The organism is Pseudomonas retamae (assembly GCF_043496865.1).
Taxonomy (GTDB): domain Bacteria; phylum Pseudomonadota; class Gammaproteobacteria; order Pseudomonadales; family Pseudomonadaceae; genus Aquipseudomonas; species Aquipseudomonas retamae.
In genome coordinates this window covers 294,731-320,377 of the sequence record NZ_JBIEIL010000006.1, presented here as the reverse complement: position 1 = coordinate 320,377, position 25,647 = coordinate 294,731, and the positions used below count along the sequence as shown (strand labels likewise).

General features: G+C 61.0%; 27 protein-coding genes. 11 read left to right on the top strand and 16 right to left on the bottom strand.

The genetic code is table 11. From position 1 onward, the window contains the following. A complete protein-coding gene (locus tag ACGSLL_RS14840; RefSeq protein ID WP_394506861.1) occupies window positions 1-1,725 on the bottom strand; it encodes a tetratricopeptide repeat protein in 1,725 nt (574 codons plus the stop codon). A gap of 183 nt (window positions 1,726-1,908) precedes the next feature. On the opposite strand from ACGSLL_RS14840, the gene hemA reads away from it, so the two are divergent. The 6 genes from hemA (at window position 1,909) to ACGSLL_RS14810 (ending at window position 7,267) form a co-directional block, all read left to right on the top strand. Next, window positions 1,909-3,195: a glutamyl-tRNA reductase gene (gene hemA / locus ACGSLL_RS14835; RefSeq protein WP_093098369.1), complete on the top strand. Its 1,287-nt coding sequence runs from the start codon at window positions 1,909-1,911 to the stop codon at window positions 3,193-3,195. Then, window positions 3,192-4,274 (top strand): peptide chain release factor 1, encoded by a 1,083-nt coding sequence (prfA, locus tag ACGSLL_RS14830; protein ID WP_394506860.1) that lies wholly within the window; start codon window positions 3,192-3,194, stop codon window positions 4,272-4,274. The genes hemA and prfA overlap by 4 nt, the downstream gene beginning before the upstream one ends. After that, a complete protein-coding gene (gene prmC, locus ACGSLL_RS14825; RefSeq protein ID WP_394506859.1) occupies window positions 4,275-5,105 on the top strand; it encodes a peptide chain release factor N(5)-glutamine methyltransferase in 831 nt (276 codons plus the stop codon). After that, window positions 5,099-5,854, top strand: coding sequence for a molybdopterin-synthase adenylyltransferase MoeB (locus ACGSLL_RS14820; protein WP_394506858.1), 756 nt, complete (start codon window positions 5,099-5,101; stop codon window positions 5,852-5,854). Before prmC ends, ACGSLL_RS14820 begins: the two co-directional genes overlap by 7 nt. Continuing rightward, window positions 5,847-6,638 (top strand): glutamate racemase, encoded by a 792-nt coding sequence (gene murI, locus ACGSLL_RS14815; protein ID WP_394506857.1) that lies wholly within the window; start codon window positions 5,847-5,849, stop codon window positions 6,636-6,638. The genes ACGSLL_RS14820 and murI overlap by 8 nt, the downstream gene beginning before the upstream one ends. A 110-nt stretch (window positions 6,639-6,748) precedes the next feature. Beyond that, complete coding sequence (locus tag ACGSLL_RS14810) at window positions 6,749-7,267, top strand: acyloxyacyl hydrolase (protein WP_394506856.1); 519 nt, start codon at window positions 6,749-6,751, stop codon at window positions 7,265-7,267. A gap of 134 nt (window positions 7,268-7,401) precedes the next feature. Here ACGSLL_RS14810 and ACGSLL_RS14805 read toward each other — a convergent pair whose 3' ends face one another. The 12 genes from ACGSLL_RS14805 to ACGSLL_RS14750 form a co-directional block, all read right to left on the bottom strand. Then, complete coding sequence (locus ACGSLL_RS14805) at window positions 7,402-7,707, bottom strand: YkgJ family cysteine cluster protein (protein ID WP_258448028.1); 306 nt, start codon at window positions 7,705-7,707, stop codon at window positions 7,402-7,404. A 52-nt stretch (window positions 7,708-7,759) separates the two neighbouring features. Further along, on the bottom strand, window positions 7,760-8,251 hold the full coding sequence (locus ACGSLL_RS14800; RefSeq protein WP_394506855.1) for a DUF2878 domain-containing protein: 492 nt from the start codon (window positions 8,249-8,251) through the stop codon (window positions 7,760-7,762). Further along, window positions 8,244-9,509: a class I SAM-dependent methyltransferase gene (locus tag ACGSLL_RS14795; protein ID WP_394506854.1), complete on the bottom strand. Its 1,266-nt coding sequence runs from the start codon at window positions 9,507-9,509 to the stop codon at window positions 8,244-8,246. The genes ACGSLL_RS14800 and ACGSLL_RS14795 overlap by 8 nt, the downstream gene beginning before the upstream one ends. Continuing rightward, window positions 9,496-10,311, bottom strand: a complete 816-nt coding sequence (locus tag ACGSLL_RS14790) for a DUF1365 domain-containing protein (protein ID WP_394506853.1) — start codon at window positions 10,309-10,311, stop codon at window positions 9,496-9,498. The genes ACGSLL_RS14795 and ACGSLL_RS14790 overlap by 14 nt, the downstream gene beginning before the upstream one ends. Further along, window positions 10,308-11,555, bottom strand: a complete 1,248-nt coding sequence (locus ACGSLL_RS14785; RefSeq protein ID WP_394506852.1) for an NAD(P)/FAD-dependent oxidoreductase — start codon at window positions 11,553-11,555, stop codon at window positions 10,308-10,310. Before ACGSLL_RS14785 ends, ACGSLL_RS14790 begins: the two co-directional genes overlap by 4 nt. Beyond that, window positions 11,552-12,334, bottom strand: coding sequence for an SDR family NAD(P)-dependent oxidoreductase (locus ACGSLL_RS14780; protein ID WP_394506851.1), 783 nt, complete (start codon window positions 12,332-12,334; stop codon window positions 11,552-11,554). Before ACGSLL_RS14780 ends, ACGSLL_RS14785 begins: the two co-directional genes overlap by 4 nt. Then, window positions 12,331-12,753: a nuclear transport factor 2 family protein gene (locus tag ACGSLL_RS14775; protein WP_394506850.1), complete on the bottom strand. Its 423-nt coding sequence runs from the start codon at window positions 12,751-12,753 to the stop codon at window positions 12,331-12,333. The genes ACGSLL_RS14780 and ACGSLL_RS14775 overlap by 4 nt, the downstream gene beginning before the upstream one ends. Beyond that, entirely contained in the window at window positions 12,746-14,191 is a 1,446-nt protein-coding gene (gene phrB / locus ACGSLL_RS14770) for a deoxyribodipyrimidine photo-lyase (protein WP_394506890.1), read from the bottom strand. The genes ACGSLL_RS14775 and phrB overlap by 8 nt, the downstream gene beginning before the upstream one ends. A 21-nt stretch (window positions 14,192-14,212) precedes the next feature. After that, on the bottom strand, window positions 14,213-15,154 hold the full coding sequence (locus ACGSLL_RS14765) for a MerR family transcriptional regulator (protein WP_394506849.1): 942 nt from the start codon (window positions 15,152-15,154) through the stop codon (window positions 14,213-14,215). Beyond that, window positions 15,154-16,116 (bottom strand): YbgA family protein, encoded by a 963-nt coding sequence (locus ACGSLL_RS14760; protein WP_394506848.1) that lies wholly within the window; start codon window positions 16,114-16,116, stop codon window positions 15,154-15,156. The genes ACGSLL_RS14765 and ACGSLL_RS14760 overlap by 1 nt, the downstream gene beginning before the upstream one ends. A 774-nt stretch (window positions 16,117-16,890) precedes the next feature. Then, window positions 16,891-17,106, bottom strand: coding sequence for a TIGR02450 family Trp-rich protein (locus ACGSLL_RS14755; protein ID WP_394506847.1), 216 nt, complete (start codon window positions 17,104-17,106; stop codon window positions 16,891-16,893). Further along, a complete protein-coding gene (locus tag ACGSLL_RS14750) occupies window positions 17,103-18,089 on the bottom strand; it encodes an NAD(P)/FAD-dependent oxidoreductase (protein ID WP_090286208.1) in 987 nt (328 codons plus the stop codon). The genes ACGSLL_RS14755 and ACGSLL_RS14750 overlap by 4 nt, the downstream gene beginning before the upstream one ends. Before the next feature lie 197 nt (window positions 18,090-18,286). Between ACGSLL_RS14750 and ACGSLL_RS14745 the strand changes: the two genes are divergently transcribed. Together ACGSLL_RS14745 and hemH are read left to right on the top strand one after the other, a co-directional pair. Next, a complete protein-coding gene (locus ACGSLL_RS14745; protein WP_394506846.1) occupies window positions 18,287-19,189 on the top strand; it encodes a TIGR01777 family oxidoreductase in 903 nt (300 codons plus the stop codon). A gap of 13 nt (window positions 19,190-19,202) precedes the next feature. Further along, on the top strand, window positions 19,203-20,228 hold the full coding sequence (hemH, locus tag ACGSLL_RS14740) for a ferrochelatase (protein ID WP_394506845.1): 1,026 nt from the start codon (window positions 19,203-19,205) through the stop codon (window positions 20,226-20,228). 111 nt (window positions 20,229-20,339) lie between these two features. Here the strand turns inward: hemH and ACGSLL_RS14735 are convergent, their stop codons facing one another. Together ACGSLL_RS14735 and upp are read right to left on the bottom strand one after the other, a co-directional pair. After that, window positions 20,340-21,614: a uracil-xanthine permease family protein gene (locus tag ACGSLL_RS14735; RefSeq protein WP_394506844.1), complete on the bottom strand. Its 1,275-nt coding sequence runs from the start codon at window positions 21,612-21,614 to the stop codon at window positions 20,340-20,342. Window positions 21,615-21,616: 2 nt separating this feature from the next. Next, on the bottom strand, window positions 21,617-22,255 hold the full coding sequence (upp, locus tag ACGSLL_RS14730; RefSeq protein ID WP_090286199.1) for a uracil phosphoribosyltransferase: 639 nt from the start codon (window positions 22,253-22,255) through the stop codon (window positions 21,617-21,619). A gap of 164 nt (window positions 22,256-22,419) precedes the next feature. On the opposite strand from upp, the gene ACGSLL_RS14725 reads away from it, so the two are divergent. The 3 genes from ACGSLL_RS14725 to ACGSLL_RS14715 all read left to right on the top strand — a co-directional run bounded on the left by ACGSLL_RS14725 (window position 22,420) and on the right by ACGSLL_RS14715 (window position 23,992). After that, complete coding sequence (locus tag ACGSLL_RS14725; RefSeq protein ID WP_090286198.1) at window positions 22,420-22,977, top strand: hypoxanthine-guanine phosphoribosyltransferase; 558 nt, start codon at window positions 22,420-22,422, stop codon at window positions 22,975-22,977. A gap of 184 nt (window positions 22,978-23,161) precedes the next feature. Continuing rightward, window positions 23,162-23,641 (top strand): hypothetical protein, encoded by a 480-nt coding sequence (locus tag ACGSLL_RS14720; RefSeq protein ID WP_394506843.1) that lies wholly within the window; start codon window positions 23,162-23,164, stop codon window positions 23,639-23,641. A gap of 63 nt (window positions 23,642-23,704) precedes the next feature. Continuing rightward, a complete protein-coding gene (locus tag ACGSLL_RS14715; protein WP_394506842.1) occupies window positions 23,705-23,992 on the top strand; it encodes a PA4642 family protein in 288 nt (95 codons plus the stop codon). Between the two features lie 77 nt (window positions 23,993-24,069). Here the strand turns inward: ACGSLL_RS14715 and mqo are convergent, their stop codons facing one another. Continuing rightward, window positions 24,070-25,578 (bottom strand): malate dehydrogenase (quinone), encoded by a 1,509-nt coding sequence (mqo, locus tag ACGSLL_RS14710; RefSeq protein ID WP_090286193.1) that lies wholly within the window; start codon window positions 25,576-25,578, stop codon window positions 24,070-24,072. Window positions 25,579-25,647 lie beyond the last annotated feature (69 nt).

Genomic DNA, 25,647 nt, shown 5'->3' with positions numbered 1-25,647 from the left:
TTAAAGAGTCTCGGATCCGGTCAAGCGCTTGATGGTGCTGCGCAGAATGGTGCTGTCGGGCTGGTCCTTGAGGAACTTGCCCCACACTTGTTTGGCTTCGCGTTGATTGCCCTTGGCCCACAACACTTCGCCCAGGTGCGCGGCGACTTCGTGATCGGGGAAGCGCTCCAGGGCCTGACGCAGGTATTTCTCCGCGTCGTCCAGATTGCCCAGGCGGTAATTCACCCAGCCGAGGCTGTCGAGCACCGCTGGGTCATCCGGGTTGATCTGGTGCGCCTGCTCGATCAGGGTTTTCGCTTCGGCGTAGCGGGTGGTGCGGTCGGACAGGGTATAGCCCAGCGCATTGAGCGCCATGGCGTTGTCCGGGTCACGCTTGATGATCAGGCGCAGGTCTTTTTCCATTTGCGCCAGATCATTGCGTTTTTCCGCGAGCATGGCCCGGGTATAGAGCAGGTTCAGGTCGTCCGGGTATTGCACCAGCGCTTGCTGCAAAACCGTCCAGGCCTTGTCGTCGTGTTTGTTGGCCGACAGGGTTTCCGACTCGATCAGGAACAGCTGGATCGCGTAATCGGGTTGTTCGTCGCGTTCGGCGGCGAGTTTGCGTTGTGCTTCGGCGGTCTTGCCGTTGCTCATCAGAATGTCGGCCTGACGCAATTGCGCCGGCAGATAGTCGTTGCCCGGGCCGACCTGGGCGTATTCGATGAGCGCGCCTTGCGGATCGTTGCGTTCTTCAGCGATGCGACCCAGGTTCAGGTGCGCCGAATCGACGTGGCTTTCACGGGCGATCAGGTCTTCCAGATAACCCTTGGCCTCGTCCCAGGCCTTGGCTTCCAGGCACACCAGCGCCAGCGAATAACGCAGTTCGTCGTCTTCGGGGTATTGCTGAACGAGGCTGGAGAATTCGGCCTTGGCGTCGTCCATGCGGTCCTGTTCTACCAGCATGCGAGCGTAAGTCAGGCGCAGGCGCTTGTCGTCGGGGTATTTCTTGATGCTTTTCTGCAGCAGCGGCAGCGCTTCGTCGCCACGGTTGAGGATTTGCAGCAAGCGAGCGCGCAGCAGAATCGGCGCGATCTCGCCGTCTTCCGGCGGATTGTCCTCGAGCAGGGCCAGCGCACCTTTATTGTCGCCGTCCTGTTGCAGCAGCAAGGCTTTGCCGAAAATCAGCTGGCTGTTGTTCGGATGGCGCTGCAGCAAGCGGTCGAAACTTTTCATCAGACCGTTGCGGGTTTCCTGATCGGTGTCAGCGGCGGACAGCGCGAGGAAATCGAAATGGGTGTCGCCCTTGCCCTGCAGGACTTTCTCCATATACACCATGGAGTCGTCATAACGCCCGGCACGCGCCAGTTGCACGGCGGCGGCGCGTTGCGCTTCGAGATCGTCCGGAGCGTTTCTCGCCCAGATCAGCGCGGTGTCGAGGGCCGGCTGATCGGCGCCCAGGTACTCGGCGATGCGGAAGGCGCGCTCGGAAATGCCCGGATCCTGCGTGTTGATGGCCTGGGTCACGTAGTTGTCCAGAGCAATGTCGAAGCGATTGCGCTGGCCGGCGAGTTCGGCGCTCAACAGGCTGAAAACGGTTTCCTCGCTGAACGAGCCGTAAACCTTGGGTTTTTCAGGTGCGGGCGTGGTGTCTTCGACCGACGGCGTGCCGCTCGGCGAAACGGGAGCCATGGCCTGGCAGCCGCTGAGGAAGACAAAAGCGAGGAGCAACGCGGAAGATCTATTCATATAGGAAGAGGACGGCTAAACCTGCGGTCGGATCATCATGACACAAGCCTTCGGCCAAACATAACCGAGTCTCGATTGTGGCCATTATAGGGGCCGACAATTGGGACAATAGTCAGCGGTAGTTGTTCTGAATCTTTCGAAGTAGGACAATTGCCGGCTTCACGTCACCACCAGCGACCTTGAATGGCCTTCCTTGCACTCGGTATCAACCACAAGACTGCTTCCGTAGACGTCCGCGAGCGCGTGGCGTTTACGCCAGAACAGTTGGTGGAGGCCTTGCAGCAGCTCTGCCGACTGACCGACAGCCGCGAAGCCGCGATCCTCTCCACCTGCAATCGCAGTGAGCTCTATATAGAACAGGATCAGCTGTCGGCGGATATCGTGCTGCGCTGGCTGGCCGATTATCACAAGCTCAGTCTCGATGAGCTGCGCGCCAGTGCTTATGTGCATGAAGACGATGCGGCCGTTCGTCACATGATGCGCGTCGCCTCCGGGCTCGATTCGCTGGTATTGGGTGAGCCACAGATTCTCGGCCAGATGAAATCGGCCTACGCCGTGGCTCGCGAGGCCGGCACCATCGGCCCGCTGCTGGGGCGGCTGTTTCAAGCCACCTTCAATGCCGCCAAGCAGGTGCGCACGGACACCGCGATCGGCGAAAACCCGGTGTCGGTGGCGTTCGCCGCGGTCAGCCTGGCCAAACAGATTTTCAGCGACCTGCAGCGCAGCCAGGCCTTGCTGATCGGGGCGGGCGAGACCATCACGCTGGTCGCCCGCCATCTGCACGAGCTGGGGGTCAAGCGCATCGTCGTCGCCAACCGTACGCTGGAGCGTGCCAGCCTGTTGGCCGAGCAGTTCGGTGCCCATGCGGTGCTGCTGTCGGATATTCCGGCAGAGCTGGTGCGCAGCGATATCGTTATCAGCTCGACCGCCAGTCAATTGCCGATCCTCGGCAAAGGCGCGGTCGAAAGTGCGCTGAAGCTGCGCAAGCACAAGCCGATCTTCATGGTTGACATCGCGGTTCCCCGCGATATCGAGCCGGAAGTCGGCGAGTTGGACGACGTTTATCTGTACAGCGTCGATGACTTGCATGAAGTGGTCGCCGAAAACCTCAAGAGCCGCCAGGGCGCGGCGCAAGCGGCAGAAGAGATGGTGTCGGTTGGCGCCGACGATTTCATGGTGCGCCTGCGTGAACTGGCGGCAGTCGATGTGCTCAAGGCCTATCGTCAACAGAGCGAACGCCTGCGCGACGAAGAACTGCAAAAGGCCCTGCGCCTGCTCGCCAACGGCGGCAACGCCGAAGATGTGCTCGGGCAACTGGCCCGTGGCCTGACCAACAAATTGCTGCATGCGCCTAGTGTGCAGCTGAAAAAGCTGTCTGCCGAAGGCCGCCTCGATGCGCTGGCCATGGCCCAGGAACTCTTTGCCCTTGAGGGCTCACCGGATAGTTTTTCGGATAAAAAACCGCAATGAAAGCGTCACTGCTCAACAAGCTGGATACCCTCCAGGACCGTTTCGAGGAACTGACTGCGCTGCTTGGCGACGCCGAAGTCATTTCTGATCAGACGAAGTTTCGCGCCTATTCCAAGGAATACGCCGAACTCGAGCCGGTCGTGCAGGCTTACAAAAAGCTGCTCGGCGTACAAGGCGATCTTGAAGGCGCGCAGGCGCTGCTCAAGGACAGCGACCCGGACATGCGCGAAATGGCCGTGGAAGAAGTCCGCGACGCCAAGGAATTGCTGATTACGCTGGAATCCGACCTGCAGCGCATGTTGCTGCCCAAGGACCCCAACGACGGTCGCAACGTGTTCCTCGAAATTCGCGCCGGCACCGGTGGCGACGAGGCGGCGATCTTCTCCGGTGACCTGTTTCGCATGTACTCGCGTTACGCCGAACGCCGTGGCTGGCGCGTGGAGATCCTCTCGGAAAACGAAGGCGAACACGGCGGCTACAAAGAAGTCATCGCGCGTATTGAAGGCGACAACGTCTATGGCAAGCTGAAATTCGAGTCCGGCGCACACCGCGTGCAGCGTGTGCCGGCTACCGAATCCCAGGGCCGTATCCACACGTCTGCGTGCACCGTGGCGGTATTGCCGGAGCCGGACGAGCGCGAAGCCATCGAGATCAACCCGGCGGATTTGCGCGTCGACACCTACCGCTCCTCCGGCGCCGGTGGTCAGCACGTCAACACCACCGACTCGGCGATCCGCATCACCCACATTCCGACCGGCACCGTGGTCGAGTGCCAGGAAGAACGCTCCCAGCACAAGAACCGTGCGCGGGCGATGGCGTGGCTGTCGGCCAAACTCAACGATCAGCAGAACGCCGCGGCGGCCAACGCCATTGCCAGCGAGCGCAAATTGCTGGTCGGTTCCGGCGATCGTTCCGAGCGCATCCGCACCTACAACTATGCTCAGGGCCGGGTCACCGACCATCGCGTCAACCTGACCCTGTACTCGCTGGATGAAATTCTTGCCGGTGGCGTGGAAGCGGTGATCGAGCCGTTGCTGGCCGAACATCAGGCGGACCAACTCGCGGCGATAGGTGAATAAATGACCATCATCGCCAGCCTGTTGCGCGCCGCCGAACTGCCGGATTCGCCGACGGCGCGTCTGGACGCCGAATTGCTCCTCGCCGCAGCGCTGGGAAAGTCGCGCAGTTTTCTGCACACCTGGCCCGAGCGCATCGTGCCGAGCGAAGCGGCGCTGACCTTTGCCGAGTTTCTGCAACGACGCCGTGGCGGTGAACCGGTGGCTTACATTCTTGGCCAGCAGGGCTTCTGGAAACTCGATCTGGAAGTGGCGCCGCACACGCTGATCCCGCGCCCCGACACTGAACTGCTGGTGGAAGCGGCGCTGGAGCTGTTGCCGGCGACCCCGGCGAAAGTGCTCGATCTCGGCACCGGCAGCGGTGCCATCGCCCTGGCTCTGGCCAGCGAGCGCCCGGCGTGGCGAGTGACGGCGGTGGATCGCGTGCTCGAAGCCGTCGCGCTGGCCGAACGCAATCGCCAGCGCCTGCACCTGAACAACGCAACGGTGCTGAGCAGTCACTGGTTCAGCGCGCTGGGCGGTCAGCGTTTTCAATTGATCATCAGCAACCCGCCATACATTGCGGCAACCGATCCGCATCTGGTCGAAGGCGATGTGCGCTTTGAGCCGGCCAGTGCGCTGGTCGCCGGTGAAGACGGGCTCGACGATCTGCGTTTGATCGTCGCCCAGGCGCCGGATCATCTCGAAGCCGGTGGCTGGCTGATGCTCGAACATGGCTATGATCAGGCCGAAGCGGTGCGCGATCTGTTGCTGAGCCGTGGGTTTACCCAGGTTCACAGCCGCACCGATCTCGGTGGTCACCAACGCATCAGTCTGGGGCGCCTGCCGTGCTGAATGATGAGGAATTGCTGCGCTACAGCCGGCAGATTCTGCTGCAACACATCGACATTGATGGGCAACTGAAGCTCAAGGACAGTCGCGTACTGATTGTCGGCCTCGGCGGTCTCGGTGCGCCGGTGGCGCTGTATCTGGCCGCCGCCGGTGTTGGCGAGTTGCATCTGGCGGATTTCGACACGGTCGACCTGACCAACCTGCAACGGCAGATCATTCATGACACCGACAGTGTCGGCATGAGCAAGGTCGACTCGGCGCTCAAGCGCTTGGGCGCGATCAATCCCGAGATTCAATTGATTGCTCACCGTCAGGCACTCGATGAGGATTCTCTGGCGGCTGCAGTGACGGCGGTGGATCTGGTCCTCGACTGTTCGGATAACTTTTCCACCCGCGAGGCCGTAAACGCGGCGTGCGTAGCGGCGGGTAAACCGCTGGTCAGCGGCGCGGCGATTCGCCTGGAAGGGCAGTTGTCGGTGTTCGACCCGCGGCGTGTCGAGAGCCCGTGTTATCACTGTCTGTACGGGCATGGCAGCGAGGCCGAACTGACTTGCAGCGAGGCTGGTGTGGTCGGGCCGCTGGTAGGTCTGGTCGGCAGTCTGCAAGCACTGGAGGCGTTGAAGATGCTGGTCGGTTTCGGCGAGCCGCTGGTAGGGCGCTTGCTGCTGATCGATGCGCTCGGTTCGCGATTCCGCGAATTGCGCGTCAAGCGAGATCCAGGCTGCAGCGTCTGTGGTTCGCGCCATGCGTGAAGCGCCGATCGGCGTGTTCGATTCCGGTGTCGGCGGCTTGTCGGTACTGGCTGAAATCCAACGCTTGTTGCCCAATGAATCGCTGCTCTATGTTGGCGATTGCGGGCACATTCCCTACGGTGAAAAAACCCCGGAATTCATCCGCCAGCGCTGCAGCGCAATGGCCGGGTTTTTCCGCGAGCAGGGCGCCAAGGCGCTGGTGCTGGCCTGCAACACCGCGACCGTGGCCGGCGTGGCCGACCTGCGCCGAGACTTCCCGGACTGGCCGATTGTCGGCATGGAACCGGCGGTCAAACCTGCCGCCGCCGCGACCCGCAGCGGTGTGGTCGGCGTACTCGCCACCACGGGCACCTTGCAGAGCGCCAAGTTCGCCGCGCTGCTTGATCGCTTCGCGGCAGACGTAAAAGTCGTCACCCAGCCGTGCCCGGGGCTGGTCGAGTTGATTGAAAATGGTGAACTGCACAGCGCGCAATTGCGCGTGCTATTGCAAGGCTACGTCGCGCCATTACTGGCTCAGGGCTGCGACACAATAATTCTTGGCTGCACGCACTATCCCTTCCTCAAGCCGCTACTTAAAACGATGATCGGCGACGATATCAGCCTGATCGATACTGGTGCTGCAGTGGCCCGACAACTGCAACGATTGCTCGGTGAACGTGATCTGCTTGCCGCAGGCCCAAGCCAGCCTGTGAAGTTCTGGACCAGTGCCGATCCGCTGTCCTTCAGAAAATTCCTGCCGATGCTGGGCCAACCCGCCGCTGATGTGCAAAACTTCGACTTGTAAAAAAAATGTGAAATAAGTCGAAATAAGCTGAACTTCTGTTCGAGCGCAGATTTCTATAGCGACAGCAGCAACTAAAACCAAACGATCGTTCCGGAAAAGGAAGTTTCAAAGTGAAGCGACTATTCTGCTTGGCCGCGATTGCGGCCGCACTGATGGGGCAAAGCATTACTGCACAAGCCGCTGGCGTTGAATTCGCCGTTGGCGGTACCAGCGATTCGACCATGACTTATCGCCTGGGCATGAATTTCGACTGGGACAAGAGCTGGCTGCAGAGCGACGTCGGTCGCCTGACCGGCTACTGGAGCGGCGCTTACACCTATTGGGAAGGTGACAAGACGTCCAGCAACAACAGTCTGTCGTTCTCGCCTGTGTTCGTTTACGAGTTTGCCGGTCAGTCGGTCAAACCGTACGTCGAAGCCGGGATCGGTGTGGCGTTGTTCTCCAACACCGAATACGAAGACAACAAGCTCGGCGGTTCCTTCCAGTTCGAAGACCGCATCGGTTTCGGCCTGCGCTTCAATGGCGGGCATGAGGTCGGGATTCGCGCGACGCACTATTCCAACGCCGGTTTGTCCAGCGACAACGATGGCGTAGAGAGTTACGCGCTGCATTACACCATGCCGCTCTAACCGCTAAACGCCTTAACCTTTGTGGGAGCGAGCCTGCTCGCGAAAGTGCTATTTCATTCAACATCTTCGTTGAGCATGAAACAGCTTTCGCGAGCAGGCTCGCTCCCACATTGGTTTTCAGGGTGTACCTGAAGTCAGCGGTAGGCCGTGGTGATGCCTTTGCGTTCCTCGATGCACTCCGGTGCACCCATCTCGAATTCGCGGCAGATCAGCGGGCGTTTTTCGTAGATCGTGCACATCATGCTGTCGCGATCCAGCGCCGCACACCAGCCGTCGTCCAGACGCAGCATGACTTCGCCGCCCCATTCATCGGTATCGATAAAACGCTCAGGCACGCCCGTGTCGGTGATCAGCATGACTTCGAGCTGGCAACAGCAGGCGGCACAGGTCGAGCAGGTGACCGCAGGTTCGGCGATTTGTTGGTGGGGTATGGTTTTCATGGCGCCAGTGTAAGGCAGCGGCCGCTGTGCGTGTGAAAGCGCTGACAGACGCTCACTGCGCCAGGCGCCGGGCCATCGCGTGCAGCAACGGAAACACCAGCGCCCAAAGCACAGCGATGCCGATCAACGTCGGCCATTCGCCGTAGGGAAGCTGCACCCCGGCCAGGCGCCCGCCCGCGTAATAAGACAGCGCACCGCCGACCGCGCCCAGCGTGCTGGCCAGCCACCACGGCCGAGCGCTCCATTGCAGGCAATGGCGCAACGTCGTCGCCAACAAGGCCCAGAGCAACATCAGCCACAGCGGAATCAGCGGCGACTGATCGCTGAACTCGAACACACCCAAGGCGCGCAGAACACTGTCCAGTGCCGTGCCGACAATCACCACGCTGAGCACCAGACGCCCCTCGGCCGTCCAACTGCTGACCCAGCGCAAATGAATCACCAGCACCGCCAGTGCGAGCAGCAACCACAGACTGTTGCCGCCGATCACGCAGGTCAGCCAGCCGAGCTGGAACAGCACGGCGTTGGCGACATTTTTAAGCATCGAAGCGCCCGAGCAGCGGTGCGGTGATCGCCGCCGGTTTGGCCAGAACCAATTGCGCAGTGCCGATCGCGCGTTCGAGAAAGCCGCCCTCGCAGTAGCACAGATAGAACTCCCACAAACGCAGGAAATAATCGTCGTAGCCGAGTTCAGTCAACCGACCGTGGGCCTGGCGAAAGTTCTCGTGCCACAGGCGCAGGGTCCTCGCGTAGTGCAGGCCGAAATCTTCCATGTGCAGCAGGTTCATGTCGGTGTCGCGGCTGACCACGTCGAGCATTTTCTGCACGCTGGGCAAGGCGCCGCCAGGGAAGATGTAGCGCTGGATGAAATCGACACTGCGGCACGCCTGTTCGTAGCGCTGCTCACGAATGGTGATGGCCTGGATCAGCATCAGCCCGTTGCTCTTGAGCAACTGCGCGCACTGCTTGAAGTAGGTCGGCAGGAAGCGATGCCCGACCGCTTCGATCATCTCGATCGACACCAGTTTGTCGTACTGCCCGGTGAGGTCTCGATAGTCTTGCAGCAACAACGTGACCCGGTCCTGCAGGCCCATTTGTTCGATGCGCTGCGCGGTAAACGCGTACTGCTCTTTCGACAGGGTCGTGGTGGTCACGCGGCAGCCGTAATGCTGCGCGGCGTAAAGCGCCATGCTGCCCCAACCGGTGCCGATCTCCAGCAAGTGATCGCCGGGTTGCAAAGCAAGCTTCTGGCAGATGCGCTGCAACTTGTTCAGCTGCGCCTGTTCGAGGCTGTCGTCGGGGCGCAGGAATTGCCCGGCCGAGTACATCATGGTCGGGTCGAGAAACTGCTCGAACAGGTCGTTGCCCAAATCGTAGTGTGCGGCGATGTTTTTCTGCGAGCCCTTGCGCGTGTTGCGATTGAGCCAGTGCAAGCCTTGCACCAACGGCCGACTGATGCGCGCCAGGCCGCCTTCCATGGCATCGAGCACGTCGAGGTTGCTGACGAACACGCGCACCACCGCGGTCAGATCCGGCGAGCTCCAATAGCCGTGAATGAACGCTTCGCCAGCGCCAATCGAACCGTTGCCGGCGACCATGCCCCAGAGCGCAGGATCGTTGACGTGAATTTCCCCCAGCAGCGAGCTGCCCGGGTTGCCGAACAGCAGGCGTTCGCCATCCTCGATCACCAGCAGTTGTCCGTGTTTAAGCAGGCTCAATTGGCGCAAGACGCCACGGCGCAACAGCGAACCGGTCAAACCGTTGGTGCTGAGCCAACCGGCCGACAGACTAGAGGATTTCATGGCGGTGCTCCTTGGGAGACACAGTGGCGGTTTGAAAGCTGCCGTCGGCAGTCTGGTGGGAGAAAATCGGCGCGCGCTTGAGCAACAGGCGCAGCGCCTGCCAATAAATGGCCAAAGCGGTTTTTGCGGTCATCCACGGAAAACGTCGCAGGTAACGATGCAGGCTCTGCCGGTCAAGGCGTTCGCGTTGCAGATTGAGCGTGGCGTCGAACAGTTTCTGCTCGCCCTGCCAGTCGGCCATGTGCACGCCGAGGTTTTGCGCGGCGGGGCTGAAGCTCATGCGGTATTCGAGGTCGCGTGGCAAAAACGGCGACACATGAAAAGCCTTGGCCACGGCGAAGTGTTGATGAAAATCGTCAAGGCTCAGCGGTGCGCGCGCCGGCAGCACGTAGTGAAAGCGCTCACGCCACGGCGTGTTGGTCACTTCGCAGACAATCGCCGCCAGTTGCCCGTCCGCCTCGTGGCAATAAAAGAAACTCACCGGATTGAACGACAACCCCCAACTGCGCACCTGGGTCAGCAGGCAGATTGAACCCTGCGGCTCATGTCCGATGGCCGCGCCGACCTGTTGGCGCACCGCATCGATCAGACGCATGCCCTGGCCGGTGAAGGCCTTGAGGTAGTCGGTTTCACGGAAGGAAAACGCTGCGAAGCGACTACGCCCGGCCAGCGGCGACAGGGCGAGCACCGCGTCCTGTTCGCTCAGGTCGAGATACAGCAGACCGATGCGGTAGCGGAATTCATGGCGGCGCGGCGAGAAACGCCGATGGCCGATCCAGCCGCTGTACAGGGCGCTGTTCATAGGGTTTCCCCGAACGTAGCGGCCACCCGCAAACCGCTGACCACGCCGTCCTCGTGAAAACCGTTGGCCCAGTAGGCGCCGCAATAATGCGTGTGCTGCGCGCCATCGAGTTCGCCCCAGCGCTCCTGTGCTGCCACCGCCGCCAGGCTGAACTGCGGGTGCGCGTAGGTGTAACGCGCGAGCACCTTGTCCGGGCTGATGCCGGCGCTCTGGTTGAGGCTTACACAAAACGTGGTGTCGCTTTGAATGCCCTGCAGAATGTTCATGTCGTAGGTGACGGCGGCGTGGGTGTGGCCGGCGCCGCTGAGCCGGTAGTTCCAGCTCGCCCATGCCAGTTTGCGTGTCGGCAGCAGGCGCGTGTCGGTGTGCAGCACCACTTCATTGTCGGCGTAGGGCAGGGCGCCGAGGATCGCTCGTTCGGCATCGCTTGGTGTCGCCAGCAGTTTCAGTGCCTGATCGCTGTGGCAGGCAAACACCACGCGGTCGAAGTGTTCGATGCCGGCCGGGCTGTGAGTGACCACGCCGTGGGTGTCGCGATCGACGCGGGTCACCGCACAGTTGGTGCGAATTCGCTCCTTGAACGAAGCGGTCAGCGGCGCGATGTAGGCGCTCGAACCCCCCTCGATGACCTGCCATTGCGGACGGTCGCTGACCGATAGCAGTCCATGATTCTTGAAGAAGCGCACAAAGAACTGCAGCGGGAAATTGAGCATTTCCGCCATCGACATCGACCAGATTGCCGAACCCATCGGCACGATGTAATGCAGGATGAAGCGCTCTCCGTAGCCGCCGGCCTTGAGGTATTCATCCAGCGTGGTGTCGGCGGCGATGCGCAGTTCGAGCAGGTCGCGCTGGGCTTCTTTGTTGAAGCGCAGAATGTCGCGCAACATGCCCCAGAACCCCGGCGACAACAGATTGCTGCGCTGGGCGAAAAGACTGTTGAGATTGTTGCCGTTGTATTCCAGACCGGTGTCGGGATCGCTGACCGAGAAACTCATCTCGGTCGGTTTGAACGCCACGCCCAGTTGCCCGAGCAAGCGGATGAAGTTCGGGTAGGTCCAGTCGTTGAACACGATGAAACCGGTGTCCACCGCATAGTCACGCCCGTCGACCGTCACCGGCACGGTATGCGTGTGGCCGCCAACCCAGTCGCTGGCCTCGAATACCGTGATGTCGTGGCGGCGATTGAGCAGGTAGGCGCAGGTCAGCCCGGCGATGCCGCTGCCGATGATGGCGATTTTCATGTCGGGTCCGTCAATGGCGGAGATTTGCGCACCATGCGTTTGCCGATCGCCAGTTGCACACGCGACGGCAGCTTCGACAGTGGCCATAGCGCAGCCATGAACAGCGCTGGAAACGCGATCTCCAGCGGCCGGTCCTTGAGTTTGGCGAAAATGTGCCGCGCGGCCTTGTCCACAGGCCAGCTCAGCGGCATCGGGAAATCGTTTTTCGCGGTCAGCGGCGTTTCGACGAAGCCGGGGCTGACCACGGTGACCTCGATGCCCTCGTCGGCCAGGTCAATGCGCAGTGATTCGAACAGATAACGCAGGCCGGCCTTCGACGCGCCATAGGCTTCGGCGCGTGGCAGCGGCAGGTAAGTCACCGAACTGGCAACACCGACCAGATGCGGCGCGGTGCCTTTGCGCAGCAGGGGCAGGGCGGCTTCGATGCAGTAGCTGCTGGCGAGCAGATTGGTGCGCACCACGTGCTCGATGATCGATGAGTCGAACTGTTTCGCGTCGACATATTCACAGGTGCCGGCGTTGAGGATCACCGAATCCAGCGAGCCCCAGTCTTGGGCAATCTGCTCGCCGATCTCGCGCACGGTCTGGCTGTTGGTCAGGTCGCCCGGCACCACCAGCACTTGTCCCGGATAGCGTTGCGACAAGACTTTCAGCGGCGCGATCTGCCGCGAACTGACCGCCAGGTGCGCGCCGGTTTTCAGAATTTCCTCAGCCAGTGCCGCGCCGATGCCACTGCTGGCACCGGTCAGCCAATAACGCCGTGGAGGTGTACGACTCATCCCATTCTCCTTTTTAGCCAGGCGATGACCCGGCCCAATACGGGTAAATGCTCATACAGCAGCGCCCCGGCATCGAAATAATCCCGATGGCGATAAACCTTGTCGTGCCACAGCAAATGCGAACAGCCGCTGACGCGAATCACTTCCCCGCTTGCCAAGCGCGGGTGGCGATAACTCATGACCCAACGCAAGTAGCCTTCGCCCTCGGCGATCTGGTCGTAACCGTGAAAATCGAAGCGCAGCTCGCTGACGTTGGCGTACAGCTCGTTGAAGTAATCGCGCAACTGTTGCAAACCCTGCACTTCGTGCAATGGGTCGGTGAAATGAATGTCATGGCTGTACAGCTCGCCGAGGCGCTCCAGGTTGTCCTTGTTCAACGTGGAAAATTGCCCGGCGAAGCGGCGCAGGAATTCACTCATCACGGCCTCCGGCGGGCAGGCGCGACGGCAGATTCTTGAACGCGGCCAAGGCACGCTCGCGCGAGGTGCTGAGGTTGACGATCGGCGCCGGGTAATCCGCCACGCCAAACAAGCCACCGAGTTTGGCCGGGTTGTGCACATCTTTTTTGTTCAGACCGGCCAGTTCCGGCAGCCAGTGCTTGATGAACAGGCCTTCGCTGTCGAATTTTTCCGACTGGCTCAGCGGATTGAAAATGCGGAAGTACGGTGCCGAATCGGTGCCGGTCGATGAACTCCACTGCCAGCCACCGTTGTTCGCCGCCAGATCGCCGTCGATCAGATGGCGCATGAAAAAGCGCTCGCCTTCGCGCCAGTCGATCAGCAGGTTTTTGGTCAGAAACATCGCCACGACCATGCGCAGGCGATTGTGCATCCAGCCGGTTTCGAGCAGTTGGCGCATCGCCGCATCGATGATCGGCAGACCGGTGCGTGCTTCTTGCCAGGCAGCCAGTTCGGCCGGCGCGTCACGCCAGGCCAGCGCTTCGGTTTCCGGGCGAAACGCGCGATGACGCGAGACGCGCGGATAGCCAACCAGAATGTGTTTGTAGAATTCGCGCCAGAGCACCTCATTGATCCAGGTGACCGCGCCGACCTTGCCGCTTTCGAATTCGCCTTGATTGCTGTGCAGCGCGGCATGCAGGCACTGACGCGGTGAGATCACCCCGGCCGCCAAATAGGCAGACAGCTGGCTGGTGCCGGGCTTGGCCGGGAAGTCGCGCTCGCTCTGGTAATAGTCGATTTGCGTGTCGGTGAAACTGTCGAGGCGACCGCGGGCTTCGTCTTCACCGGCCGGCCACAGCGCTCGCAGGGTTTCGCTCGGCGCGGCGAAACCCTTGATCGATGCCGGCACCGGATCGCTGTCGATGTGCAGTGCGGCTTGTTTGTCGGGCGCCTTGACCAGTGCTGGCAACGAGCGGTGCAAGCGTTCGTAACAGACCTTGCGAAACTGGCTGAATACCTGGAAGTAGGTGTCGGTCTTGGTCAGCACGGTGCCGGGTTTGAACAGCAATTGATCAAGGTAGCTGTGGAATTCGATGCCCGCGGCTTGCAGCGTTTCGCTGACGGCGGCATCGCGGCGACTTTCATGGACGCCGTATTCCTCGTTGACGTGGACTGCTTGAATCCCTAGCTCCTTGCACAGCTTCAGCAACTGAGCTGGCGCCTGATCCCAGTGCGTCGCGGTGCGAATCAGCAGGGGAATATTCAACGCGGCGAGGCTTTTGCTCAGGACGCTGAGGTTGCGCAACCAGAAGTCGACCTTGCACGGCGCATCGTCATGTTCCAGCCATTGCTGCGGACTCAGCAGGTACACGGCCACCGTCGGCCCGCGCGCAGCGGCGGCGGCCAGAGCGGTGTTGTCATGTAGGCGCAAGTCGCAGCGCAGCCAGATCAATTGCATGTCGGAACTCACCGCGTCCATTTAAATCAATCCACGCTGAACCAGTGCCTGGTGGGCCAGAAGCACGTCTTCTGCCAGGAGCACATCGGTCATTTCGGAGGTTTTTACGGACAACTCGGCGTGGTGGATGCATACCGTTGGTCCGACGATCATTTTCGGGCAGTCGATGCCATTGAGCAGCTTCGGCAACTGGCCCAGGTTCATGGCTTTGCTGGAATACAGCAGTACGCCACGCGCCTTTAGATGTTCCACCGCCAAGGCCAGTTCGGCGGCGGGTAGCGGCCAGTCGAACACTTGCACCGGGCAATCGGCACTGCTGATCAGCCAGGCACACAGCCACAGATGCGGTTCCAGTGGCAGGTCGGAATGGTTGATCAACAGCAGCGGCGCGCCGTGGAACTGGCGGTTGTTATGGTAGATGCGCGTGCCGAATTTGCTGCGTAGCCAGGAATAGAAGAACACCCGTTCCATCTGCGCGCCGAACTGGCCCTGCCAGCGCTGTTCCAGTTCCGTCAGCAGGGGCATCAGCAACTGCTCGCACAGGGTGCGCGGCGGGTACAACGCCATGGCCTGATTGATGCTGTCGTCGAGCAAGCGCTCGTTGAGTTGGGTGACCGCGGTCATCAGCGTCTGGTGCAGTTGCTGCCAGTCGTTCTCTACCGTTTCGCTGAAGGCCTGCGGCGTGTCGAGCAACGGCTTGACCTGGCTGACCGCGACGCCGCGGTTGAGCCAGGTGAGAATCGCCAGAATGCGCTGCACATGTTCGGCCGAATACAGGCGATGGCCCTTGGGCGTGCGCTGCGGCACGACCAGCCCGTAGCGGCGCTCCCAGGCGCGCAGGGTGATCGCGTTGACGCCGGTCTGCCGCGCTACTTCGCGAATCGGCAACCAGCCCTCGTCGAGGGCCTTCTTGAAGTCGGCGCCGAGATCTTCCTGGGCGCTGCTGTCGGTTTTATCGTTCATTAGATAGCGTTTCGCAGACTGAGGTTTTCCGGGTGCGGTTGCAGGTAAACCTGCTGCGCAATGTACGGATCCGGATGGAGGCGAAAGTGATGCTTGAGCAGGGTCAGCGGCACCACCAACGGCACGATGCCCTGGCGGTACTGGCCAATGACGTGCTGCATTTCTTTTTTGTCTTCGGCGCTCAGCGATTGTTTCAAATAACCGCTGATGTGCAGCAAGACGTTGCAATGGGTGCCACGGGTCGCGCATTTCTTCAGGGCGGCCATCAGCTCGCTGAAGTAGCGCGGGCCGAGTTCGGCCGGATCGCTGTCGGCCATGTTGCCCAGCAGTTTGCCGAGGGCTTTGTATTGCAGCGGGTTGTGCGCCATCAGCAGGTATTTGTAGCGCGAGTGGAATTCGGTCAGCACGCGGCGGCTCAGGCCTTGTGCGAGCACTTGCTGCCAGGCGCTGTAGGCGAGGACGCGGGTGATGAAGTTTTCGCGCAGCACCGGGTCGTTCAGGCGTCCGGCTTCTTCTACGGGCAGGTCGGGGTGCTCGGCGCAAAAGGCCTGGGCGTAAATGCCGCGACCGCCGCCGTTCACCGGGGCGCCGTTGGCGTGGTAGACCTTGACCCGCTCCAGCCCGCAGGACGGTGATTGCTGCATGAAGATGTAGCCGCAGAGGTCGTTGAGTTCGGCGGCCATCTGCTTGCCGTATTCAGCCAGTGGTGCGGTGACGTTGATCGTCGGGTTTACGGTGCCGACGGCTTGTGGCTGTTCGGGGTCGCCGACCAGGCGAATCGGTTCGCGGGGGATGCCCATGCCGATCGCGACCTCTGGGCACAGCGGGGTGAAGTCGAAGTATTCGGTGAGGGTGCGGCTGCACAGGCGCGATTCCTTGTGTCCGCCGTTGTAGCGCACTTCGGCGCCGAGCAGGCAGGCGCTGATGGCGATTTTTGGCTTGGGCTGGGGGGTAGCGGACATGGGCACCTCGCGATCTATACCTGTACAGGGGGTTTTGTCTGTACAACTTTTTGTCAGCATAGATGGGTTGGTGTACAAGTCAAATAGTTTGTACAAGATTTATGGGTTGGAATGGTGGTTGTGGTTTTCTGTGGGAGCTAGCTTGCTCGCGAAGGCTTCGGGTCGGGCTATGATTTTTTGTGTACATATCCGTTGCTGCGGTAACGGCCACTTAAGGTTCCGCCCTTACGGCGGGTCACCTTTTTCAAACGCCAAAAAGGTAACCCAAAACGCTTGCTCCTGCGTTCGGCCCTCGCAGGCTCGGGTCCCTTCGCTCCGGGATCGATCCGGGCGCAGCGGCTACGGTTTGCTGCGCTGCACCTCCTTCCGCTGTGTACGACTTCGTCGTACGGTCGCTGCGCTCCCACGCCCGGATCAATCCCTCCACTCAGCCTTCCGACGTCGCCGGTGACGCAAGATCAAGATCAAGGGCACGCGAGCTAACGCTCATTGTTGAGTGGTTAGAAGCGGCGCTTGGCTTGGGATCTTCAGTGGATTCGCCCCTCACCCCAGCCCTCTCCCGAGGGAGAGGGAGCCGATTTGTGGGCCGTTCAGAATGTGCATTCGACTCGGTATTTCACGTCGGCGTACCTCTCACATCCACCACGGTCAGTTCCCTCTCCCTCCGGGAGAGGGCTAGGGTGAGGGTTGGCTTTTGGCTGTGCCTTGGCTGCCAAATGATTTGCAGGACGAGCGGGTTATCGTCCATCGCCCGCAGGCTTCCTCTCACAGGATTTATTTCCACCCCAGAATCCACTGCTCGGCATTCTTCAGCACTTGCCATTCCATCCGCTCGCTACGTTTGGTCAGTACGGCCTGCAGTTCGATTTCCAGTACGGTGCCTTCTTCGTCGCGGAACAGTTCGGTGACGAGGAAGTGTTTTTCGCGGTGTTGTGGCTGGGCTGCTGTCCATTTCGACAGCAGCAGTTTGCGCGGGTTGAGGCGGTTCATTGCAGGTGTTCGTGCAGGCGGCGTGCGGCTTCCTGGCCGCTGAGCCAGGCGCCTTCGACGCGGCCGGACAGGCACCAGTCGCCGCAGGCGTAGAGGCCGAGGTCGGCGTCGGCGAGGGTGCCCCATTCGTGGCCGGTGGCCGGGCGGGCGTAGAGCCAGCGGTGGGCGAGGCTGAAGGTCGGCGCGGGCATGGCGCTGTGCAGCAGTTCGGCGAAGGCGCCGTGCAGGTGTTCGATCACCGCTTCCTTGGAGAGGTCGATGTGTTGCCGGCTCCAGGCGCTGGTGGCATGCAGGACCCAGGTGTCGAGGGTGGTGTCGCGTCCGGGTTTGCTGCGGTTGCGGGCCAGCCAGTCGAGTGGGCTGTCTTGCACGAAGCAGCCTTCGATCGGGGTGTCCAGCGGGGTTTCGAAGGCCAGGGCGACGGCCCAGGTCGGGTCCATTTTGACCCCGGCGGCGGCCGCGGCGAGTTTCGGTGCGGCGGCGAGCAGGGCGGTGGCTTGCGGCGCGGGGGTGGCGATTACAACGTGGCTGAACGGGCCGTGGGTGAAACCCTCGGCGTCCTGCAAGTGCCAGTGTTGTTCACCACGGAACACCTCGGTTATACGGCAGGCGAACTGCACGTTCAGGCCGTCGAGCAGGCCACGGGTAATGGCGCTCATGCGGGGGGCGCCGACCCAGCGGGTTTGTTCGTCCGGGGACATGTTCAGTTGCCCGCCCTGATACGAGTAGAGCTGCGGCGCCCATTCGGCGACCCAGCCCTGGCTTTGCCAGCGCTGCACTTCGGTGACGAAGCGGCGGTCGCGGGCGGTGAAGTATTGCGCGCCAAGGTCCAGCGAACCGGCGTCGCTGCGTTTGCTCGACATGCGTCCGCCGCTGCCGCGGCTTTTGTCGAAGAGTTGCACGGTGTGCCCGGCCTCTGTCAGAGCCTGGGCGGCGGAGAGTCCGGCGATGCCGGTGCCGATGATTGCGATAGGTACAGTCATAGGGGCCTCGTTTACCTTTCTGTACAGACTACGCCGTCGATGAAACCTGTACAATTATGTTTTTTGGTATAACTTCTGCCATTCTCGTTTCATTAGCTTGGCCTATGGTTAAACAATAGAGCCCGCCCGATGGAAAAGATCCCTGCTTATAAAAATAGACTAGTGATCCGGGTTAAACGCCACGCGAGGAAGATGTCATGCACATATTGCTGACCGGCGGTACTGGTTTGATCGGACGTCAGCTCTGCCGTCATTGGCTGGAGCAGGGCCATCGTTTGACAGTGTGGAGTCGCAGTCCCGATAAAGTTGCGAAGATCTGCGGCGCGTCGGTGCGTGGCATCGCCCGTCTGGAAGACCTTGGCGAGGAGCCGCTCGACGCGATCGTCAATCTGGCCGGCGCGCCGATTGCCGATCGGCCCTGGACGCATCGGCGCAAGGCGTTGCTGTGGAGCAGCCGGATCAAGCTCACCGAAAGCCTGTTGACCTGGCTCGAGACCCGCATGCAAAAACCGGCAGTGTTGATTTCCGGCTCGGCGATCGGCTGGTACGGCGACGGCGGGGAGCGCGAGTTGACCGAAGAGTCGCCGCCGGTGATCGACGATTTCGCCAGTCAGTTGTGCATCGCCTGGGAAGAGACGGCCCTGCGTGCGGAGAATCTGGGACTGCGCGTGGTGCTGGTGCGAACCGGTCTGGTGCTGTCGGCCGAGGGCGGCTTTTTGTCGCGCCTGCTGCTGCCGTTCAAGCTCTGTCTGGGCGGGCCGTTGGGCAATGGGCGGCAGTGGATGCCGTGGATTCATATCAACGACCAAATCGCCCTGATTGATTTTCTTCTGCACCGCGAGCAGGCCAGTGGTCCTTATAATGCCTGCGCACCGAAACCGGTGCGCAATCGCGAATTTGCGCAGACGCTGGGCAAGGTGCTGCACCGCCCGGCGTTCATGCCAATGCCGACGCTGGCGCTGAAAGTCGGCCTCGGTGAGATGTCGTTGTTGTTGCTCGGCGGCCAAAAGGCCATGCCGGTACGCTTGCTGGAAGCGGGCTTCACTTTCCAGTTCACGGATTTACGCGCGGCTCTGGACGATCTTTCCAGCCGCCTCTGAAATAGGACGTTGCATGACCGATCACGCCTTGCTTCTGGTCAACCTGGGTTCCCCGGCCTCGACCTCGGTGGCCGATGTACGCCGCTACCTCAATCAGTTTCTGATGGACCCGTACGTCATCGACCTGCCATGGCCGGTGCGGCGTTTGCTGGTGTCGCTGATCCTGATCAAGCGCCCGGAGCAGTCGGCGCATGCCTATGCCTCGATCTGGTGGGAGGAGGGTTCGCCGCTGGTGGTGCTCAGCCAGCGTCTGCAACAGCAGATGACTCAGACCTGGAAGCATGGCCCGGTCGATCTGGCGATGCGTTATGGCGAGCCGTCGATTGAAACCTGCCTGCTGCGTCTAGTGAAAGCCGGACACAAGAAGATCACCCTGGCGCCGCTGTATCCGCAGTTCGCCGACAGCACCACCACCACGGTGATCGAAGAAGCCCGACGCGTAATGCGCGAACACAAGCTGGACGTGCAGCTGTCGATCCTGCAGCCGTTTTACGACCAGCCGGAATACATCGATGCACTGGTGGCCAGCGCTCGCCCGCATTTGCAGCAGGATTTCGATCACTTGCTGCTGAGCTTCCACGGTTTGCCGGAACGGCATCTGACCAAGCTCGATCCGAGCGGCAGTCATTGCTTGAAAGGCGCTGATTGCTGCCAGACCGCCTCACCGGCGGTGCTGGCGACCTGTTACCGCGCGCAGTGCTTCCGTACCGCCGCCGAGTTTGCCAAAAGCATGGGCCTGGCGGACGGCAAGTGGTCGGTGTCGTTTCAGTCGCGCCTGGGGCGGGCGAAGTGGATCGAGCCGTACACCGAAGCGCGGCTGGACGAATTGGCGAAAAGTGGCGTGAAGAAGATTTTGGTGATGTGCCCGGCGTTCGTTGCCGACTGCATCGAAACGCTGGAAGAAATTGGTGATCGCGGCAAGGAGCAGTTCCGCGAAGCGGGGGGCGAGGAGCTGGTGCTGGTGCCGTGCCTGAATGACGACCCGCAATGGGCCAAGGCCTTGGCAACGCTCTGCGAAAGAGCGCCGCTGGCCCTCTGAAAGTCAAAAGCTTCGCGAGCAGGCTCGCGCCCACCGGTTGAAATGAGTTCCAACCTGTGGGAGCGAGCCTGCTCGCGAATGCGGTGTATCAGGCGATGAAGCTCTAAAGGCTTAAATCAGCGGTTCTTCCGCCTTCTTCTGCTTCCAGCCATCATTGCCCGGCAGGATCAGATTCAGCGCAATCGCCACCACCGCGCACAGCGCGATGCCTTTGAGGCCGAAGTCATCGGGCCCGGTGCCGGTGCCGACCAGCACACCGCCAATGCCAAATACCAGCGTCACCGAGACGATCACCAGATTGCGCGCTTCGCCCAGGTCGATCTTGTGGCGGATCAGGGTGTTCATCCCCACCGCCGCGATCGAGCCGAACAACAGGCACAGAATTCCGCCCATCACCGGCACCGGAATGCTCTGCAGCAACGCGCCGAACTTGCCGATGAACGCCAGGGTGATGGCGAAGATCGCCGCCCAGGTCATGATTTTCGGGTTGTAGTTCTTGGTCAGCATCACTGCGCCGGTCACTTCGGCGTAGGTGGTGTTGGGCGGGCCACCGAACAGCCCGGCCGCAGTGGTGGCGATGCCGTCACCGAGCAGGGTGCGATGCAGGCCCGGCTTCTTCAGATAATCGCGACCGGTCACGCTGCCGACCGCAATCACGCCACCGATGTGCTCGATCGCCGGCGCCAGAGCCACCGGAACGATGAACAGGATCGCCTGCCAGTTGAACTCCGGTGCGGTGAAGTGCGGCAGGGCGAACCAGGGCGCCGCTGCAATCTTCGCGATGTCGACCACGCCGAAATAGAACGACATGGCAAAACCCACCAGCACCCCGGAAATGATCGGCACCAGGCGGAAGATGCCCTTGCCGAACACCGCCACGATCAATGTGGTCAGCAGCGCCGGCATCGAGATCAGCATGGCGGTCTGGTAGGGGATCAGTTCAGAACCGTCGTCAGCCTTGCCCATCGCCATGTTCGCGGCAATCGGCGCCATGGCCAGGCCGATCGAGATGATCACCGGACCGATCACCACCGGCGGCAACAGACGGTCAATGAACCCGGTACCTTTGATCTTCACGGCCAGGCCGAGGAAGGTGTAGACGAAACCGGCCGCCATCACCCCGCCCATGGTCGCAGCGAGGCCGAACTGGCCCTTGGCGAGAATGATCGGGGTGATGAAGGCGAAGCTCGACGCCAGAAACACCGGCACCTGACGCCCGGTGACGATCTGGAACAGGATCGTCCCAAGACCTGCGGTAAACAGTGCCACGTTCGGGTCCAGGCCCGTGATCAGCGGCATCAGCACCAAAGCGCCGAAAGCCACGAACAGCATCTGCGCGCCGGACAGCACCGTGCGCCAGAGCGGATCGTTGAACTCTTGCTGCATGCTTACGCGTCCTTCTGCTTGGTGCCGAAAATCTTGTCACCGGCGTCGCCAAGCCCAGGAATGATGTAGCCGTGCTCGTTCAAGCGTTCATCGATGGACGCGGTGTAAATGGTCACGTCCGGGTGCGCCTTTTCGACGGCGGCGATGCCTTCTGGCGCTGCGACCAGGACCATGGCGCGGATGTCACGGCAACCGGCTTTTTTCAGCAGGTCGATGGTCGCAACCATGGAGCTGCCGGTGGCGAGCATCGGGTCGATGATCATCGCCAGGCGTTCGTCGATTTCCGGCACCAGTTTTTCCAGATAGGTGTGCGCTTGCAGGGTTTCTTCGTTGCGCGCAACACCCACGGCGGACACCTTGGCGCCCGGAATCAGGCTGAGCACGCCTTCTAGCATGCCGATGCCGGCACGCAAGATCGGCACGACAGTGATTTTCTTGCCGGCGATCTTCTCCACCGACACGGTGCCGCACCAGCCGGCGATGTCGTAGGATTCAAGCGGCAAATCTTTTGTGGCTTCATAGGTCAACAGGGCGCCGACTTCCTGAGCGAGCTCACGGAAATTCTTGGTGCTGATGTCAGCGCGGCGCATCAGGCCGAGTTTATGGCGGATCAGCGGATGGCGGATCTCGAGAATGGGCATGGAAAAACTCCGGCGGCGGGCAAAAAAACCGGCCTAGATTAATCTATCCGAGGGTGATGTCCTATAGGACATACAGTACGTTAGTCCATAAAGGCTTGATTCAGCCGTTGCGGATGCGTACCTTTGCCCGCTTTTCCGAATCCGAAGCCCCCCTGGAGAGCGCCATGTCCGCTGATCTCGAGCATATCCGTCAAGTCATGCGAGAGGCTGACTGCCTGTACACCGAAGCTGAAGTCGAGGCGGCCATCGCCCGTGTCGGTGCACAAATCAACGAGCAACTGGCGGACACCAACCCGGTGGTGTTCTGCGTGATGAACGGCGGCCTGATCTTCTCCGGCAAACTGCTGACGCATCTGCAGTTCCCGCTGGAAGCGTCGTACCTGCATGCAACCCGTTATCGCAATGAAACCAGCGGCGGCGACCTGTTCTGGAAAGCCAAGCCGGAAGTCTCGTTCATCGACCGCGACGTGCTGATCATCGACGACATCCTCGACGAAGGTCACACCCTGGGCGCGATCATCGATTTCTGCAAACACGCCGGTGCGCGCAAAGTGCACACCGCCGTACTGATCGACAAGGACCACGACCGCAAGGCGCGTCCTGATTTGAAAGCCGATTTCGTCGGCCTGCCATGCATCGATCGCTACATCTTCGGTTATGGCATGGACTACAAGGGTTACTGGCGCAACGCCAACGGGATCTACGCCGTCAAGGGCATGTAATCCCAAGTTATCCCCAATCTCTGTGGGAGCGAGCCTGCTCGCGAAGGCGTAGTGTCAGTCAGCTTTATTGAAACTGACACACCGCTTTCGCGAGCAGGCTCGCTCCCACAGTTGTTTTTTGTGTGTGCTGATCGGTTTTGTATACACATGCTAGAGTGCTCGGCCCCGCCCCCCGGAGCCTGCCATGCGCCTCTTGATCCGCAGCCTCACCGCGCTGTTGCTGTCCCTCAGCCTGCCGTTGTCCGCCGCGCCGATGCACAGTCAATTCCTGCCGCCCGACGATCTGACCGTGCGCGATGCCGAGCCCGAGCAGCAACAACTGCTGCAGGTCAGCGAGTACTCGGTGGTGGTCGGTGCGCAACGCCAATCCAACCAGCAGCCGATTCCGGTCACCTCGTCGTTGTTGATCCGCCTCAAAGGCAAGTCGCTGAACAAGGGGGCGACGATCAATCAGGTGCTGGTGAGTTTCGACGCTGAAAGCAAAAGCCTGAAAAAACCTGCCTACGACGACAAGAGCAAAACCCTGACGCTGTTTTACCCGCTCGCTCAGTACCGCGTGGTGATGGATTTGCTGCGCAACGACACCGTGTATGTGCAGTTCCTCAGTTACGCCAATGGCCATATCTGGGCCGATTTGCACACCGGTGCGGTGCGATCGCGTTGAGCAGGGCGGCCGGGCAGGGGTAAACTGCCCGCCCCGTGTCATGTCTGCGAGCTGGAGTCGGCAATGCGTAAAGATAAGAAACAAGTGATTGGTGACGAGATCGGCGATGAGCAGATCAAGCTGTTCCTCGATTTTGAGCCGGTCGACGCCACTTCGCCGTCGCTGCACAAACTGATCAAGGCGTATCGCGGTCTGCGCATCGATGACTTCGAGCGCTTTCTGGGCTTCTTCGTTGCGGCCGGTTTCGACGTTGATGGCAAGGACGAGCAGGGCAAGACCTTCGTTGAGCTGATCGCTGATCAGCGCAATGCCGCCGAGTACATCGAGCTGATCGACAAGGTTCGCGGCTGAGGCATTCGATACATTTGCCAAGGCATAAAAAAACGCCCCGCACTCATTGAGTACGGGGCGTTTTTTATGCGGCGGGATCAAGCGTAGCTTGGCGTCTCGCTGTTTTCTTCTACCAGTTCCAGCGCGATGTTGTTCTGCGTGTTGATCTTGCGATACAGCGCAGCATCGGTTTCGAGAACTTTCTCACGGGCCGGGAAAATCTCGGCCAGTTTGCCGGCCCATTCGCCCTTGGCTTTGTCCGCGAAGCATTTCTCGATCAGTTCCAGCATGATCGAAACGGTCACCGACGCGCCTGGCGAAGCGCCGAGCAGGGCGGCGAGCGAGCCGTCCTTCGCGGCGACCAGCTCGGTACCAAACTGCAGGATGCCGCCCTTTTTCGGGTCTTTCTTGATGATCTGCACCCGTTGGCCGGCCACTTCCAGGCGCCAGTCTTCGGCTTTCGCCTGCGGGTAGAAACGGCGCAGGGAATCCAGGCGCTGCTCCATCGATTGCATCACTTCGCTGACCAGGTACTTGGTCAGGTCCATGTTGTTTTTCGCCACGGCCAGCATCGGCCCGATGTTGCCGGCACGCACCGACAGCGGCAGGTCCATGAAGGAGCCGTGCTTGAGGAACTTGGTGGTGAAACCGGCGTATGGCCCGAACAGCAGGGATTTCTTGCCGTCGACGACGCGGGTGTCCAGATGCGGCACCGACATCGGTGGCGAACCCACAGCCGCCTGGCTGTAGACCTTGGCCTGATGCTGCTTGACCACTTCCGGGTTGTCGCAACGCAGCCACTGGCCGCTGATCGGGAAGCCGCCGAAGCCTTTGCTTTCTTCGATGCCCGAAGCCTGCAGCAATGGCAACGCTGCACCGCCAGCACCGAGGAAGACGAACTTTGCGTCGACTTCGCGGGTGTTGCCGTTGTTGACGTCCTTGATGCTGACGGTCCAGCCGTTGCCGTTACGCTTCAGGCCGGTGACGCGCTTGCAGTATTTGACCTGGGTGTCCGGGGCGCTGGTCAGGTGCTTGAGCAACTGATTGGTCAGGGCGCCGAAGTTGACGTCGGTGCCGTTCATCACGCGGGTCGCGGCGAGGACTTCGTCCGGCGAACGGCCCGGCATCATCAGCGGCATCCACTCGGCCATCTTGCCTTTGTCTTCGGTGTATTCCATGTCGGCAAAGGCGTGGTGCTTGCTCAGGACATTGAAGCGTTCCTTGAGGAACGACACACCGCTGTCGCCCTGAACGAAGCTCAGGTGCGGCACCGGGCTGATGAAGGATTTGCACGAGCCGAAGGTGCCTTTTTTGGTCAGGTATGACCAGAACTGCTTCGACACCTCGAACTGGGTGTTGATGTGCACGGCTTTCTTGATGTCGACGCTGCCATCGGCAGCCTGCGGCGTGTAGTTCAGCTCACACAGACCCGCGTGGCCGGTACCGGCGTTGTTCCAGGGGTTGGAACTTTCGGCGGCACCGGAATCCATCAGCTCGACGACTTCCAGCTTGATCGCGGGGTCGAGCTCTTTGAGCAGTACGGCCAGGGTGGCACTCATGATGCCGGCCCCTACCAGAACTACGTCGACTGCTTCGTTATGCGCCATTTAACGCGTCTCCAAAATCTGCAGCACCAAATTGTCGGCATGGCTGCCAGGCGTTCCGGGACAGGTCAG

Excerpts from the sequence above, each read along its gene's own strand:
- ACGSLL_RS14840 (WP_394506861.1), bottom strand. The coding sequence starts at position 1,725 with ATGAATAGATCTTCCGCGTTGCTCCTCGCTTTTGTCTTCCTCAGCGGC.
- hemA (WP_093098369.1), top strand. The coding sequence starts at position 1,909 with ATGGCCTTCCTTGCACTCGGTATCAACCACAAGACTGCTTCCGTAGAC.
- prfA (WP_394506860.1), top strand. The coding sequence starts at position 3,192 with ATGAAAGCGTCACTGCTCAACAAGCTGGATACCCTCCAGGACCGTTTC.
- prmC (WP_394506859.1), top strand. The coding sequence starts at position 4,275 with ATGACCATCATCGCCAGCCTGTTGCGCGCCGCCGAACTGCCGGATTCG.
- murI (WP_394506857.1), top strand. The coding sequence starts at position 5,847 with ATGCGTGAAGCGCCGATCGGCGTGTTCGATTCCGGTGTCGGCGGCTTG.
- ACGSLL_RS14805 (WP_258448028.1), bottom strand. The coding sequence starts at position 7,707 with ATGAAAACCATACCCCACCAACAAATCGCCGAACCTGCGGTCACCTGC.
- ACGSLL_RS14800 (WP_394506855.1), bottom strand. The coding sequence starts at position 8,251 with ATGCTTAAAAATGTCGCCAACGCCGTGCTGTTCCAGCTCGGCTGGCTG.
- ACGSLL_RS14795 (WP_394506854.1), bottom strand. The coding sequence starts at position 9,509 with ATGAAATCCTCTAGTCTGTCGGCCGGTTGGCTCAGCACCAACGGTTTG.
- ACGSLL_RS14790 (WP_394506853.1), bottom strand. The coding sequence starts at position 10,311 with ATGAACAGCGCCCTGTACAGCGGCTGGATCGGCCATCGGCGTTTCTCG.
- ACGSLL_RS14785 (WP_394506852.1), bottom strand. The coding sequence starts at position 11,555 with ATGAAAATCGCCATCATCGGCAGCGGCATCGCCGGGCTGACCTGCGCC.
- ACGSLL_RS14780 (WP_394506851.1), bottom strand. The coding sequence starts at position 12,334 with ATGAGTCGTACACCTCCACGGCGTTATTGGCTGACCGGTGCCAGCAGT.
- ACGSLL_RS14775 (WP_394506850.1), bottom strand. The coding sequence starts at position 12,753 with ATGAGTGAATTCCTGCGCCGCTTCGCCGGGCAATTTTCCACGTTGAAC.
- phrB (WP_394506890.1), bottom strand. The coding sequence starts at position 14,191 with ATGCAATTGATCTGGCTGCGCTGCGACTTGCGCCTACATGACAACACC.
- ACGSLL_RS14765 (WP_394506849.1), bottom strand. The coding sequence starts at position 15,154 with ATGAACGATAAAACCGACAGCAGCGCCCAGGAAGATCTCGGCGCCGAC.
- ACGSLL_RS14760 (WP_394506848.1), bottom strand. The coding sequence starts at position 16,116 with ATGTCCGCTACCCCCCAGCCCAAGCCAAAAATCGCCATCAGCGCCTGC.
- ACGSLL_RS14755 (WP_394506847.1), bottom strand. The coding sequence starts at position 17,106 with ATGAACCGCCTCAACCCGCGCAAACTGCTGCTGTCGAAATGGACAGCA.
- ACGSLL_RS14750 (WP_090286208.1), bottom strand. The coding sequence starts at position 18,089 with ATGACTGTACCTATCGCAATCATCGGCACCGGCATCGCCGGACTCTCC.
- ACGSLL_RS14745 (WP_394506846.1), top strand. The coding sequence starts at position 18,287 with ATGCACATATTGCTGACCGGCGGTACTGGTTTGATCGGACGTCAGCTC.
- hemH (WP_394506845.1), top strand. The coding sequence starts at position 19,203 with ATGACCGATCACGCCTTGCTTCTGGTCAACCTGGGTTCCCCGGCCTCG.
- ACGSLL_RS14735 (WP_394506844.1), bottom strand. The coding sequence starts at position 21,614 with ATGCAGCAAGAGTTCAACGATCCGCTCTGGCGCACGGTGCTGTCCGGC.
- upp (WP_090286199.1), bottom strand. The coding sequence starts at position 22,255 with ATGCCCATTCTCGAGATCCGCCATCCGCTGATCCGCCATAAACTCGGC.
- ACGSLL_RS14725 (WP_090286198.1), top strand. The coding sequence starts at position 22,420 with ATGTCCGCTGATCTCGAGCATATCCGTCAAGTCATGCGAGAGGCTGAC.
- ACGSLL_RS14720 (WP_394506843.1), top strand. The coding sequence starts at position 23,162 with ATGCGCCTCTTGATCCGCAGCCTCACCGCGCTGTTGCTGTCCCTCAGC.
- ACGSLL_RS14715 (WP_394506842.1), top strand. The coding sequence starts at position 23,705 with ATGCGTAAAGATAAGAAACAAGTGATTGGTGACGAGATCGGCGATGAG.
- mqo (WP_090286193.1), bottom strand. The coding sequence starts at position 25,578 with ATGGCGCATAACGAAGCAGTCGACGTAGTTCTGGTAGGGGCCGGCATC.